This window comes from Bradyrhizobium huanghuaihaiense (genome assembly GCF_025200885.1).
Taxonomy (GTDB): domain Bacteria; phylum Pseudomonadota; class Alphaproteobacteria; order Rhizobiales; family Xanthobacteraceae; genus Bradyrhizobium; species Bradyrhizobium huanghuaihaiense.
On the sequence record NZ_CP104172.1, the window covers coordinates 1,052,729 to 1,065,049 of the forward strand.

Consider the following 12,321-nt stretch of genomic DNA (forward strand, 5'->3'; position numbering starts at 1 on the left):
CTTGTCAGACGCTGCGGCGCTTGGCGGTGACTTCGATCTCGACCTTCATCTCGGGCTTGGCGAGAGCGGTGACGACCAGCAACGTCGCAGCCGGCCTGATGTCGCCGAGGACTTCGCCGCAGACGGCGAAGTGGGCATCGATGTAGCTGGCGTCGGTGACGTAGTAGGTCGCACGGACGATATCGGCCATTTCGAATCCGCCCTCCTTCAGGGCGGCTTCGATGGTCTTGAAGCAGTTGCGTGACTGGCTCGTGACATCGGCCGGCATCGTCATCGTGGTGTAGTCATAGCCGGTGGTTCCCGCGACGAAGGCGAACTCGCCGTCGATCACGGCGCGGCTGTAGCCGACGGTCTTCTCGAGCGGGGAGCCGGTGGAAATCAGGCGACGGGACATGGTCATGGGCCTCGACTGAAGGGGTGTTTCGCGGGGTTAAAGGGCGTTTCCGGCGCCTGCGCAACCCCCAAGGAACGGGCTTGGCGCAGGCGCGGCCGGGCGTTGCCGCTCGATGCGGCATCGGTCGTCGCTATGAAAGCGATCCGTTAGGCCGCGTGCGCCTGGAGGGGACGAACTACCCTCCGTTTGGACAGGGCGGCGCCAGTCGGCACGATCATCCCCTCGGCGCCGTCCAGCGCACCGGCCTGGAATTCGATCGCCAGCAGGCGGTCGCGCTCGAACGGGCCGGGCAGCATCAGGGCGCCGGTCTTCTCGGCCGCGAAGCCGAAGCGGGCGTAATATGGGGCATCGCCGAGCAGGATCACGGCCTCGTGCCCGCGCGCCCGGGCGGCGGCCAGCGCTTGATGCATCAGCGCGGCGCCGATCCCGAGCTCGCGGCAGGCAGGGTCGACCGCCAGCGGTCCGAGGACCAGAGCGGGCCTGCCTCCGGCGCTGACATGCCACAGCCGCACGGTTCCCACGAGCTTGCCCTCGCGCATCGCCGACAGGGCAAGGCCTGTGGCGGGCGCGCGTCCGTCGCGCAGGCGCTGGCAGGTGCGGTCATGGCGGTTCTCGCCAAAGCAGGCATCCAGCAGCGCTTCACGGGCGGCGACGTCGACAGCACGTTCCGCACGGATCGCGAACGGAGCGGCTTTCGAGGTGAGGGCGACTTGTGGCTTCCGAAAAGCAGTCATGGCGCGTCAGTCCCCGCTTGAACCGACGTGCGTTCAGCACGCCTGTCCAAGACGTCGTCAGAAAATCGAGATGTCAGGGAGGAGCCGGCAAGCCGGCTCCCGGGTTCGTCAGGCCTCAGACAGAGAGGCGGATCAGATGTGATACGTCTTCAGCGGCGGAATGCCGTTGAACGCCACCGACGAGTAGGTCGACGTATAGGCCCCGGTGCCTTCGATCAGCACCTTGTCGCCGATCTCGAGCGTGACGGGGAGCGGATACGGGCACTTCTCGTACAGCACGTCGGCGCTGTCGCAGGTCGGACCTGCGAGCACGCACGGCGTCATGTCCGCGCCGTCGTGACGGGTGCGGATGGCGTAACGGATCGACTCGTCCATCGTCTCGGCGAGACCGCCGAACTTGCCGATGTCGAGATAGACCCAGCGCACCTCGTCCTCGTCGCTCTTCTTCGAGATCAGCACGACCTCGGATTCGATGACGCCGGCATTGCCCACCATGCCGCGGCCCGGCTCGATGATGGTCTCCGGAATCTGGTTGCCGAAGTGCTTGCGCAGCGCACGGAAGATCGAGCGGCCGTAGGTCACGACCGGCGGCACGTCCTTCAGGTACTTGGTCGGGAAGCCGCCGCCCATGTTGACCATGGAGAGGTTGATGCCGCGCTCGGCGCAGTCGCGGAACACCTGCGAGGCCATCGCCAGCGCCCGGTCCCACGCCTTCACCTTGCGCTGCTGCGAGCCGACATGGAAGGAGATGCCGCACGGCTCGAGGCCCAGGCGCTTGGCGACGTCGAGCACCTCGACGGCCATTTCCGGGTCGCAGCCGAACTTGCGCGACAGCGGCCATTCGGCGCCGGCGCAGTCATAGAGGATGCGGCAGAACACCTTCGCGCCGGGAGCGGCACGGGCGACCTTCTCGACCTCGGGGACGCAATCCACCGCGAACAGCCGGATGCCGAGCGCGAAGGCGCGCGCGATGTCGCGCTCCTTCTTGATCGTGTTGCCGAAGGAGATGCGGTCGGGCGTCGCGCCTGCGGCCAGCGCCATCTCGATCTCGGCGACGGTCGCGGTGTCGAAGCAGGAGCCCATGGAGGCCAGCAGGGCCAGCACTTCCGGCGCCGGGTTCGCCTTGACGGCGTAGAACACGCGGCTGTCGGGCAGCGCCTTGGCGAAGCTCTGGTAATTGTCGCGCACGACCTCGAGGTCGACGACGAGGCACGGCTCGGTGTCGAGACCTTCCTTGCGGCGGTTGCGCAGGAATTCCTGGATTCGTTCGGTCATGGCACTCTCCAACGGTCCCAGCGACGGGATCCGCATCAACGTGACGTCTGATGAGAGTGCTTCGGCCACATCGCGCGATGGAGGCGCGCTGAGGCCAAAAAACTCAAACCAGACTGTGCTGCCGTGGATTGGTTGGGAGAGATTCCCGCCCGCACACCTGGCAATGAAGGACAAGCCTTTTCAGTAGCCCGCGCCGGCGTTGGAATGCCGGTAGAGACCAAAAAAGCCCGATCCGTCGTTGCTTTAAGTCGCGTCCCCCGTTGAGAGCGGGGTGCGCCGGTTCGCCTCCGGCTGCCAGTCACGGTTGCAAAGAGCGAAGTCACCTTCGACTAGGCATCTCTTTGAGAGAGATGCTGGACGCTCCGGGTTTGCTTCGGTCGTTCGACTTTTCAGTCCTCGACTTCCGCACTTCCGAAGAGCCCCTCGGCTTCTTCACCCCTTGGCGGCTGTCCGGCCTCTTGTCCGGATACCTACCGACTGACACACGACCACAGGCACGTGCGAAATTGGGCAAGTCCGCACATAAGCGTTTTGACTCTGGTTCGCAAGAATTTTTTTAGGCTGCGGACAGAATTGCCTAACGTCTGCTTGCGCGCTGTTGCGCGAGCGACGCTGAAAATGAACGAGCGTTAAGTTTTCGCTGCGCTGCGCGTGTTGCTCACGCGCGCGAAGCGTCAGCCGCGCTTCGTGAAGGGCTCGACGCGTTGAGCACCGCGGATGAAGGCGGTCATCACGAGCACGCCGAGCGCGAACAGCACGGCCTGCAGGATGTGGGCGCCTTGATCGCCGAGACCGAACAGGATCGCGAGCGCCCAGCCGCCGGCAAAGGCCGCGCCGAACACCTCCGCGCCGATCAGGATGGCGGCGCTGATGACGGTGATGACGCTGGGCCAGACGATCTGGCGGGACGACGAGGAAGGCGCGTTCATGGGGCTCAGGGGTCCTGTCTTCGAGGGCCGCAATCTCCCCGAAAAGGCGCCCGGGAGCAAGGCCAAATGGCTCAAAAAAGCCCCATCGCGTGCTATAGCTGGCCGCAACAATCGAGCCACAAAAATCGGGACTTGCGATGTCAGAACCCCGCCAAACCACGGACTCCGGGATCAATCCGCTGCTGAAGGCCTGGGTGACGCCGTTTGCGACCCCGCCGTTCGACGAGATCACGCCGGAGCACTTCCTCCCGGCCTTCGAGCAGGCCTTCGCCGATCATTCCGCCGAGATCGCGGCGATCACCAACGATCCCGCGGCGCCCGACTTCGCCAACACCATCGCGGCGCTGGAGCGCTCCGGCAAGCTGCTGAGCAAGGTCGCGGCGGTGTTCTACGACCTCGTCTCGGCGCATTCCAACCCGGCCATCCTGGAGATCGACAAGGAGGTCTCCTTGCGTATGGCGCGGCACTGGAATCCGATCATGATGAACGCCGTGCTGTTTGGTCGCATCGCCCAGCTGCACGAGAACCGCACCGCGCTCGGTCTTTCGCCCGAGCAGCTCCGGCTGCTGGAGCGCACCTACACCCGCTTCCACCGCGCCGGCGCCGGCCTCTCCGAAGAGGCCAAGGTCCGGATGGCCGCGATCAACGAGCGGCTGGCCCAGCTCGGCACCGGCTTCAGCCATCATCTGCTCGGCGACGAGCAGGACTGGTTCATGGAGCTCGGGGAGGCCGATCGCCAGGGCCTGCCTGAGAGCTTCGTCGCCGCCGCCAGGGCTGCGGCGGACGAGCGCGGCATGGCCGGCAAGGCCATCGTCACGCTGTCGCGCTCCTCGGTCGAGACGTTCCTGAAGAGCTCGGCTCGGCGCGACCTGCGCGAGAAGGTCTACAAGGCCTTCATCGCCCGCGGCGACAACGGCAATGCCAACGACAACAACACGACCATCGTCGAGGTCCTGAAGCTGCGCGAGGAGAGCGCCAATCTCTTGGGTTACCCGACCTACGCCGCCTACCGGCTTGAGGACTCCATGGCCAAGACGCCGGAGGCGGTGCGGAGCCTCCTGGAGCGGGTCTGGAAGCCGGCCCGCGCCCGGGCGCTCGCCGACCGCGACGAGATGCAGGCGCTGATCACGGAAGAAGGCGGCAATTTCAAGCTCGCGCCCTGGGACTGGCGCTTCTACGCCGAGAAGCTGCGCCTGCAGCGGGCCAATTTCGACGATTCCGCGATCAAGCCGTACCTCGCGCTCGACCACATGATCGCCGCCGCCTTCGACTGCGCCACGCGGCTGTTCGGCGTCACCTTCGAGGAGCGCAAGGACGTTCCGGTCTGGCACCCCGACGTCCGCGTCTGGGAGATGAAGGGGCCGGACGGCAAGCACAAGGCGCTGTTCTACGGCGACTACTTCGCCCGGCCGTCGAAGCGCTCCGGCGCCTGGATGACCTCGCTGCGCGACCAGCAGAAGCTCGACGGCGAGGTCGCGCCGCTGGTCCTCAACATCTGCAATTTCGCCAAGGGCGCCGACGGCGAGCCCTCGCTGCTGTCGCCCGACGATGCCCGCACCCTGTTCCACGAGTTCGGCCACGGCCTGCACGGCATGCTTTCCAACGTGACCTATCCCTCGCTGTCGGGCACCTCGGTGTTCACCGACTTCGTCGAGCTGCCGTCCCAGCTCTACGAGCACTGGCAGGAGCGGCCCGAGGTGCTGCAGAAGTTCGCCCGTCACTACCAGACCGGCGAGCCGCTGCCCGACGACCTGCTTCAGCGCTTCCTCGCCGCGCGAAAATTCAACCAGGGCTTTGCCACGGTCGAGTTCGTCTCCTCGGCGCTGGTCGATCTCGAATTCCACACCCAGCCGGCCGCCGCCGCGCAGGATGTCCGCGCCTTCGAGAAAAAGGAGCTGGAGAAGATCGGCATGCCCGAGGAGATCGCACTGCGTCACCGTCCCACGCAGTTCGGTCACATCTTTACCGGCGACCACTATGCCGCCGGCTATTACAGCTACATGTGGTCCGAGGTGATGGACGCCGACGCCTTCGGCGCGTTCGAGGAGGCCGGCGACATCTTCGATCCTGCCGTGGCAAAGCGCCTGCATGACGACATCTATTCGAGCGGCGGATCGGTCGATCCGGAGGCGGCCTACGAGGCCTTCCGCGGCCGCCCGCCGGAGCCCGACGCGCTGCTCCGCCGCCGCGGCCTGCTCGACGACGCGACGGCGGCCTGATGGGCATGCGCCGCCTGTTAGGTCTGCTGCTCGCCGCCGGCCTCACGCTCGCGGCGGGTGCGGCGAGCGCGCATCCGCATGTCTGGATCACCGCGACCAGCGAGCTGCTCTATGCCGCCGACGGCAGCATCACCGGCGTGCGTCACGCCTGGACCTTCGACGACATGTTCTCGGCCTATGCGGTGCAGGGGCTCGAGAGCAAGACCAAGGGGGCCTATACGCGCGAGGAGCTCGGGCCGCTGGCGCAGACCAATGTCGAGTCGCTGAAGGAATATGCCTATTTCACCTTCGCCAAGGCCGACGGCAAGAAGGAGCGCTTCCAGGAGCCGGTCGACTATTTCCTCGACTACAAGGACACGGTCCTGACCCTGCACTTTACGCTGCCGCTGAAGAACCCGGTCAAGCCCAGGCAGCTGGTGCTCGAAGTGTTCGACCGCTCCTTCTTCATCGACTTCCAGATGGCCAAGGACAACCCGGTCAAGCTGGTCGGAGCGCCCGCGGGCTGCCAGATGAAGCTGGACCGTCCCAGCGACGGCTCGGCCACCGCCCAGAAGCTCAACGAGCAGACCTTCCTGAACGGCGAGAACAGCAATTTCGGCATGATGTTCGCCAACAAGATCACGGTGGATTGCCCTTGAAGCAGCATCTCTCCCCGCTCACCCGTGGGCTGCTCGCCTGCGCCGCCGTTCTGCTGGTCGTGATCGCGGCCGATGCCGCGCTCCACGATCTCCTTGCGCAGAATCCGTTCGGCGCGCCGCGGCCGGCGCAGGCGGCCGAACCCGAGGCCGGCGGCCTCATTGGCTGGCTGCTGGCAAAGCAGTCGGAATTCTATCGCCAGATGTCGTCGACCATCCGCGCCGCGAAGTCCGACGGCTCGGCGGTGTGGACGCTGCTGTTCATCTCGTTCGCCTATGGCATCTTCCACGCCGCCGGGCCCGGCCATGGCAAGGCGGTGATCGCCTCCTATCTCGTCGCCAACCGCGAGACCGCGCGGCGCGGCATCGCGCTGTCGTTCGCGTCGGCGCTGATGCAGTCGCTGGTGGCGATCCTGATCGTCGGCATCTCGGCCTGGATCCTGAATGCGACCGCCAAGACCATGTGCAAGGCGGAAGGGGTGATCGAGATCGCGAGCTACGCCCTGATCGCGCTGTTCGGCTTGCGATTGGTCTGGGTCAAGGGCCGCATCGTCCTCCGCGCGCTGCAGGTGGCCCAGCCGGTGCCGGCGATGGCGGGCGTGCCGCATGACCATCATGATCACGGCCATCACGATCATCACGATGCGCATGAGCATCATGAGCACGATCATCATCACCACGATCATGCCCATGCCCATGCCCACGACCACGCCCACCACGGGCACGGCCACGTCCATGACGAGCATTGCGGCCATTCCCACGGGCCCACCCCGAGCGAGCTCGCCGGCCCCGGCGGCTGGCGGCGCGGCTTTGCGGCGATCCTGACCGTCGGCATCCGGCCCTGCTCGGGTGCGATCCTGGTGCTGGTGTTTGCGCTCGCCCAGGGCCTGTTCTGGGCCGGCATTGCCGCCACCTTGCTGATGGGGCTCGGCACCGCGATCACGGTCGCGGCCATCGCTGTTATCGCCGTTTCCGCCAAGGACGTCGCCGCGCGCCTCAGCGCAGGCCGCGACGGCGGCGGCGCGCTGTTCATGCGCGGCATCGAGTTCGGCGCCGCCGCCCTCGTGCTGCTGTTCGGCGCGGGCCTGTTGTTCGGCTACATCGCCGCCGAACGGACGACGTGTTTCTGAGGCAATAGCCTCGTAGCCCGGATGGAGCGAAGCGCAATCCGGGACGGCATCAGCACGGATAGTCTCCCCGGATTACGCTTCGCTCCATCCGGGCTACGGCTCTGGCTTTGCCAACTCCCTCCAGTCCGCTATTCAGTTGCTCAAACCAACAAGAACGTCCCGGGGGATTCGATGTCGCGCGAACAATTCTGGTTCTTTCACCCCTTCCGGGTGCGCTATTCCGAGATCGACGGCCAGGGCGTCGTCTTCAACGCGCATTACCTGACCTATTTCGACACCACCATCACCGAATACTTCCGCGCGCTGGGCTACGACCAGTATGCGGACGCAAAGGCGACCGGCATCGATTTCCATGTCGTGAAGTCGCTGATCGAATACAAGGCGCCTGTTAGGTTCGACTGGGAGCTCGACGTCGGTGCACGCGTGGCGCGGATCGGCAATTCGAGCCTCGTCTTCGAGCTTGCCATTTTCCGGAAAGGTGGCGCGGACGCACTGGTGACCGGCGAGATCGTGTGGGTCTACACCGACCAGCAGACCCATCGCCCGGTCACGATCCCGGCATCAATGCGAGCACTGATCGCCACGCGGGAACGCCATCTTTCGGCGTGAGGCCGCCTCACACCGGCAGAAACCGCTTCAGCGCCGGCATGAAGAAGATCCCGAGATTGATCGCAAAGCCGATGCTCCAGAGGATCGAGCGCAGCGTCGGGCGGTTGCCGAGATAGGTCAGCACGTAGGCGATCCGCACGATCAGGAACAGCGCCGCAAGCTCGTCGATCAGCCGCTGCGGCGAGTCCCGGAATTCGGCGAGCAGCACCGCGAAGGCGAAGAACGGGAAGGTCTCGATGCCGTTCTGGTGGGCGCCGAGGGCGCGCTGCGCGATGGCGTCCTCATAGAAGGCGGGGTCGCGCGGCCGTGAATTGTCGAAGCGGCGAAACCTGATCCATTTGATCGAGGCGATCGTGGACAGATAAAGCAGCAGCGCCCCGAATACGCACCATTCAGCGAGCGTCATCGTCCCTCCCCCGCTTGGGTGCGACCCTAGCGAAACCGCCCTCATCTTGACAAGTTCGGACCAACGCGCGACCCAACGAGCCATGAACAGCGTCGTCCCCCTCGAGACTGCGAAATCGGCCACCCGATCCGCCCTGCCGCGCGTCGGCGTGCTCCTGGTCAATCTCGGCACGCCCGATACGGCGGACGCGCCCGGCGTCCGGGTCTATCTGAAGGAGTTCCTCTCGGACGCCCGCGTCATCGAGGACCAGGGTCTGGTCTGGAAGCTGGTGCTGAACGGGATCATCCTGCGCAGCCGTCCCCGCACCAAGGCGCTCGACTACCGCAAGATCTGGAACACCGAGAAGAACGAGTCGCCGCTGAAGACCATCACGCGGTCGCAAAGCGACAAGCTCGCGGCTGCGCTGTCCGACCGCGACCACGTCGTCGTGGACTGGGCGATGCGCTACGGCAATCCTTCGATCAAGGCAGGCATCGACGCGCTGATCGCTGAGAGTTGCGAGCGCATCCTCGCCGTGCCGCTCTATCCGCAATATTCCGCCTCGACCTCGGCCACCGTCTGCGACGAGGTGTTCCGCGTGCTCGCGCAGCTGCGCAACCAGCCGACGCTGCGGGTGACGCCGCCTTACTACGAGGACGAGGCCTATATCGGGGCGCTCGCAGTTTCGATCGAGACGCATCTGGCAACGCTCCCGTTCAAGCCCGAGCTGATCGTCGCGTCCTTCCACGGCATGCCGAAATCCTATGTCGACAAGGGCGATCCCTATCAGCAGCACTGCATCGCCACCACCGAGGCGCTGCGCCGTCGCCTCGGCATGGACGAGACAAAACTGCTGCTGACCTTCCAGTCGCGCTTCGGCAATGACGAGTGGCTCCAGCCCTATACCGACAAGACCATGGAGCGGCTGGCGAAAGAGGGCGTGCGTCGCATCGCGGTGGTCACGCCGGGCTTTTCCGCCGACTGCCTGGAGACGCTGGAGGAGATCGCGCAGGAGAATGCCGAGATCTTCAAGCACAATGGCGGCGAGCAGTTTTCCGCGATCCCCTGCCTCAACGATACTGAACCCGGGATGGACGTGATCCGCACCCTGGTGCTGCGCGAGCTCCAGGGTTGGATCTGATGGTTCGCCCCATGAATCGCCGCGACTGCCTGGCGCTTCTTGGGATGATCGCCGCGCTGCCGGGCCCGGTGCTGGCGCAGCAGCCGAACGCAACGCGCAGGCTCGGCGTACTCTCGGTCACGGCCGCCGACGATGTGATCGGGCAGACGCGCAGCGCCATCCTGGTCGAAGCGCTCGGCCGCCACGGCTGGAAGGAGCACGACAATCTCAGGATCGATTGGCGCAGCGGCGCCGGCGACCGTGCGCGGATCGCCGGGCTCGCCGACGAGTTGATCGCGCTCAAGCCCGACATCCTGCTCGCGGTCGGCACGCCCTCGGTCGAAGAGCTGCGCCGCCGCACCACGACGATCCCGATCGTGTTCGCTGTCGTCACCGATCCCGTCAGCCAGGGCTTTGTCCAGAACCTCGCGCATCCCGGCGGCAACATCACCGGCTTCACCGATTACGACGGCCCGCTGGCCGGCAAATGGCTGGAGATGCTGACGCAGGTCACGCCAAAAGTGTCCCGCGTCTTCGTCGTCTACAACCCCGCCACCGCGCCGTTCGCGCCCCTGATGCTGCGCACGATCGAGGACGCCGCACGGACGCTTCACGTGACGGTCGAGCCCGCGCCGGTCCATGACACCGCCTCGATCGCGGCGCTGGCTTCGCGGCAGGACGGCGGCCTGCTGATCCTGCCGGACTTCTTCACCATGGCCAACCGCGCGCCGCTGCTGGCGGCGATCGGGCAGGCGCGCGTGCCGGCGGTGTTCTGGAGCCGGACCTTCGTCGAGGAGGGCGGGCTGATGTCCTACAGCACCGACAGCGCCGAGCAGCTCCGGCGCGCCGCTTCCTACATCGACCGCATCCTGAAGGGCGCGCAGCCGGCCGACCTGCCGGTCCAGAACCCCACCAAGTTCGAGCTGGTGGTCAACTTGAAGACAGCCAAGTCGCTCGAGCTGGTGATCTCGCCGTCGTTGCTGGCGATCGCCAACACCGTGGTTGAATAATATCGGCGCTGCTACTCTCCTTCTGGAGAAGACCGCAGGGGTCTGACATAGTGGCGTGGGGAGTCTGTCGCCATTCGATGGCTGCGACGGACGGCACAAGGGGCGAGTTTTTATCAATGCGGGGATGGGTATTTGTCGTTGTCGCGGCCTGCGCGCTCGCAGGCTGCAATACGACCGGCGATGTAGCGTCCACCATGTATCCGGACGCGGTGCGGGCCGGGAGTGCCGTCAAGGGCGATGCGGCCATACTCGTGGTCGGAAACGGCGGCAGCGAGACGATCAACTATCTTCAGTTCGTTCACAGCGGTTTTCCGGCGATCAATGCGCGCGGGATCAGCCTTGCCCCGGACGGGTTCGTCGCCATTCCGGTCGCGGTCGGAACGACCGGGCTCGAGCTGCAGAACTATACGACCACGGGCCGCTCGGGCACCTATCTCCCGAATGGTGTATCGATGGGATTCGTGCCGGTGCGTACGCCCAAGATCGATATCCCTTCGCCCGGACTGTACTATGTGGCGACCGTCTTTCCGGGGCAGTCCCGCAATTTCGAGACGAGGCCGACGGCCGTCCAGCTGGCGAAGCTGCGCAAGGAGCGGCCTGAGCTCGCCGGGCTGAAGCCGGTCAATTTCGGCTGGTCCAACTAGATCGGCCGCTGGGTGGCCGCCGCCGTTTTTCAATGGCCGTCGTCCGGTCCGTTCAAATAAATTCATCCGCCGCCGTTCTTGCGGAATTATCGCGGCAAACCGACGTGAATTGCGACCGCTGAACCGGTAGGGTTGTGATCCCGACCAATGACAGCGCCGGAAAGGGCCTTTTCCCGGCTTCCTTTCCGCCTTGGAGGAGTTATGAGCGGTTTCGACATTTTCGCGATTGTTCTGGTCTTGCTCGTCATCGTCACGTTGCTCGCCGGCGTGAAGACGGTGCCGCAGGGCTATGACTGGACCATCGAGCGGTTCGGCAAGTACACCCAGACGCTGAGCCCCGGGCTCAATTTGATCGTGCCCTATTTCGATCGCGTCGGACGCAAGATCAACATGATGGAGCAGGTGATCGACATTCCCGAGCAGGAGGTCATCACCAAGGACAACGCCACCGTGACGGTGGACGGCGTTGCCTTCTTCCAGGTGTTCGATGCTGCGAAAGCGAGCTACGAGGTCGCCAACCTCAACCAGGCGATCACGGTCCTGACCATGACCAACATCCGCTCGGTGATGGGCTCGATGGATCTCGACCAGGTGCTGTCGCACCGCGACGAGATCAACGAGCGCCTCTTGCGCGTCGTCGACGCCGCGGTCTCGCCCTGGGGCGTCAAGGTCAACCGCATCGAGATCAAGGACATCGTGCCGCCGGCCGACCTCGTCGAAGCCATGGGCCGGCAGATGAAGGCCGAGCGCGTCAAGCGCGCCGACATCCTCGCTGCCGAAGGCCAGCGCCAGTCCGAGATCCTGCGCGCCGAGGGCGCCAAGCAGGGCCAGATCCTCCAGGCCGAAGGCCGCCGCGAGGCCGCCTTCCGCGACGCCGAGGCGCGCGAGCGTCTGGCCGAGGCCGAAGCCAAGGCGACGCAGGCGGTGTCGGAAGCCATTTCCAAGGGCGACATCGCCGCGTTGAACTATTTCATCGCCGACAAATATATCAAGGCGTTCGGCCAGTTCGCTGACGCGCCGAACCAGAAGATCATCATGCTGCCGATGGAAGCCACCAGCATGCTCGGCTCGCTCGCCGGCATCGGCGAGATCGCGAAGGCGACGTTCGGCGAAAGCGCGGCGTCCGCGGCCGCCGCCGCGCGCCGGACCGGCTCGGTGCCGCCGACCGGCGGCACGCCGCCGGCGGTACCGCCGCGGCAGGGATAGTCACCGGCGCATGCCTTGCGACAAGGGCATG

General features: G+C 65.6%; 13 protein-coding genes. 8 read left to right on the forward strand and 5 right to left on the reverse strand.

Features of this window, described 5'->3' with window-relative positions; all coding sequences use genetic code 11:
* Positions 1–4: 4 nt before the first annotated feature.
* From N2603_RS04900 to N2603_RS04915, 4 genes are all read right to left on the reverse strand, one after another.
* Positions 5–394 (reverse strand): RidA family protein, encoded by a 390-nt coding sequence (locus N2603_RS04900; protein WP_260424146.1) that lies wholly within the window; start codon positions 392–394, stop codon positions 5–7.
* Between the two features lie 146 nt (positions 395–540).
* Positions 541–1,128 (reverse strand): GNAT family N-acetyltransferase, encoded by a 588-nt coding sequence (locus tag N2603_RS04905; protein WP_260387891.1) that lies wholly within the window; start codon positions 1,126–1,128, stop codon positions 541–543.
* A gap of 132 nt (positions 1,129–1,260) precedes the next feature.
* Positions 1,261–2,403 (reverse strand): type III PLP-dependent enzyme, encoded by a 1,143-nt coding sequence (locus N2603_RS04910; protein WP_260387892.1) that lies wholly within the window; start codon positions 2,401–2,403, stop codon positions 1,261–1,263.
* Between the two features lie 674 nt (positions 2,404–3,077).
* The gene (locus N2603_RS04915; RefSeq protein WP_018648548.1) at positions 3,078–3,332 is read right to left on the reverse strand and encodes a hypothetical protein; all 255 of its coding nucleotides are present in this window, start codon (positions 3,330–3,332) and stop codon (positions 3,078–3,080) included.
* Positions 3,333–3,469: 137 nt separating this feature from the next.
* Here N2603_RS04915 and N2603_RS04920 point away from each other — a divergent pair, with 137 nt between their 5' ends.
* From N2603_RS04920 to N2603_RS04935, 4 genes are all read left to right on the forward strand, one after another.
* Entirely contained in the window at positions 3,470–5,551 is a 2,082-nt protein-coding gene (locus N2603_RS04920; RefSeq protein WP_260387893.1) for a M3 family metallopeptidase, read from the forward strand.
* Complete coding sequence (locus tag N2603_RS04925) at positions 5,551–6,189, forward strand: DUF1007 family protein (RefSeq protein WP_260387894.1); 639 nt, start codon at positions 5,551–5,553, stop codon at positions 6,187–6,189. Before N2603_RS04920 ends, N2603_RS04925 begins: the two co-directional genes overlap by 1 nt.
* Complete coding sequence (locus N2603_RS04930) at positions 6,186–7,316, forward strand: nickel/cobalt transporter (RefSeq protein ID WP_260387895.1); 1,131 nt, start codon at positions 6,186–6,188, stop codon at positions 7,314–7,316. The genes N2603_RS04925 and N2603_RS04930 overlap by 4 nt, the downstream gene beginning before the upstream one ends.
* Positions 7,317–7,487: 171 nt before the next feature.
* Entirely contained in the window at positions 7,488–7,925 is a 438-nt protein-coding gene (locus N2603_RS04935; protein ID WP_260387896.1) for an acyl-CoA thioesterase, read from the forward strand.
* Positions 7,926–7,932: 7 nt separating this feature from the next.
* Here the strand turns inward: N2603_RS04935 and N2603_RS04940 are convergent, their stop codons facing one another.
* A complete protein-coding gene (locus tag N2603_RS04940) occupies positions 7,933–8,331 on the reverse strand; it encodes an MAPEG family protein (protein WP_018648543.1) in 399 nt (132 codons plus the stop codon).
* 82 nt (positions 8,332–8,413) lie between these two features.
* Here N2603_RS04940 and hemH point away from each other — a divergent pair, with 82 nt between their 5' ends.
* From hemH to N2603_RS04960, 4 genes are all read left to right on the forward strand, one after another.
* Positions 8,414–9,451 (forward strand): ferrochelatase, encoded by a 1,038-nt coding sequence (hemH, locus tag N2603_RS04945; RefSeq protein WP_260387897.1) that lies wholly within the window; start codon positions 8,414–8,416, stop codon positions 9,449–9,451.
* An 11-nt stretch (positions 9,452–9,462) separates the two neighbouring features.
* Positions 9,463–10,440, forward strand: coding sequence for an ABC transporter substrate-binding protein (locus tag N2603_RS04950; protein WP_260387898.1), 978 nt, complete (start codon positions 9,463–9,465; stop codon positions 10,438–10,440).
* Between the two features lie 116 nt (positions 10,441–10,556).
* Positions 10,557–11,084, forward strand: a complete 528-nt coding sequence (locus tag N2603_RS04955; protein ID WP_260387899.1) for a hypothetical protein — start codon at positions 10,557–10,559, stop codon at positions 11,082–11,084.
* A gap of 201 nt (positions 11,085–11,285) precedes the next feature.
* Positions 11,286–12,290, forward strand: coding sequence for an SPFH domain-containing protein (locus tag N2603_RS04960; protein ID WP_018648539.1), 1,005 nt, complete (start codon positions 11,286–11,288; stop codon positions 12,288–12,290).
* The last annotated feature ends 31 nt before the right edge of the window (positions 12,291–12,321 follow it).

Coding starts and splice junctions, on each gene's coding strand:
- N2603_RS04940 (WP_018648543.1), bottom strand. CDS start 8,331: ATGACGCTCGCTGAATGGTGCGTATTCGGGGCGCTGCTGCTTTATCTG.
- N2603_RS04960 (WP_018648539.1), top strand. CDS start 11,286: ATGAGCGGTTTCGACATTTTCGCGATTGTTCTGGTCTTGCTCGTCATC.
- N2603_RS04910 (WP_260387892.1), bottom strand. CDS start 2,403: ATGACCGAACGAATCCAGGAATTCCTGCGCAACCGCCGCAAGGAAGGT.
- N2603_RS04900 (WP_260424146.1), bottom strand. CDS start 394: ATGTCCCGTCGCCTGATTTCCACCGGCTCCCCGCTCGAGAAGACCGTC.
- N2603_RS04905 (WP_260387891.1), bottom strand. CDS start 1,128: ATGACTGCTTTTCGGAAGCCACAAGTCGCCCTCACCTCGAAAGCCGCT.
- N2603_RS04920 (WP_260387893.1), top strand. CDS start 3,470: ATGTCAGAACCCCGCCAAACCACGGACTCCGGGATCAATCCGCTGCTG.
- N2603_RS04955 (WP_260387899.1), top strand. CDS start 10,557: ATGCGGGGATGGGTATTTGTCGTTGTCGCGGCCTGCGCGCTCGCAGGC.
- N2603_RS04925 (WP_260387894.1), top strand. CDS start 5,551: ATGGGCATGCGCCGCCTGTTAGGTCTGCTGCTCGCCGCCGGCCTCACG.
- N2603_RS04935 (WP_260387896.1), top strand. CDS start 7,488: ATGTCGCGCGAACAATTCTGGTTCTTTCACCCCTTCCGGGTGCGCTAT.
- N2603_RS04915 (WP_018648548.1), bottom strand. CDS start 3,332: ATGAACGCGCCTTCCTCGTCGTCCCGCCAGATCGTCTGGCCCAGCGTC.
- hemH (WP_260387897.1), top strand. CDS start 8,414: ATGAACAGCGTCGTCCCCCTCGAGACTGCGAAATCGGCCACCCGATCC.
- N2603_RS04950 (WP_260387898.1), top strand. CDS start 9,463: ATGAATCGCCGCGACTGCCTGGCGCTTCTTGGGATGATCGCCGCGCTG.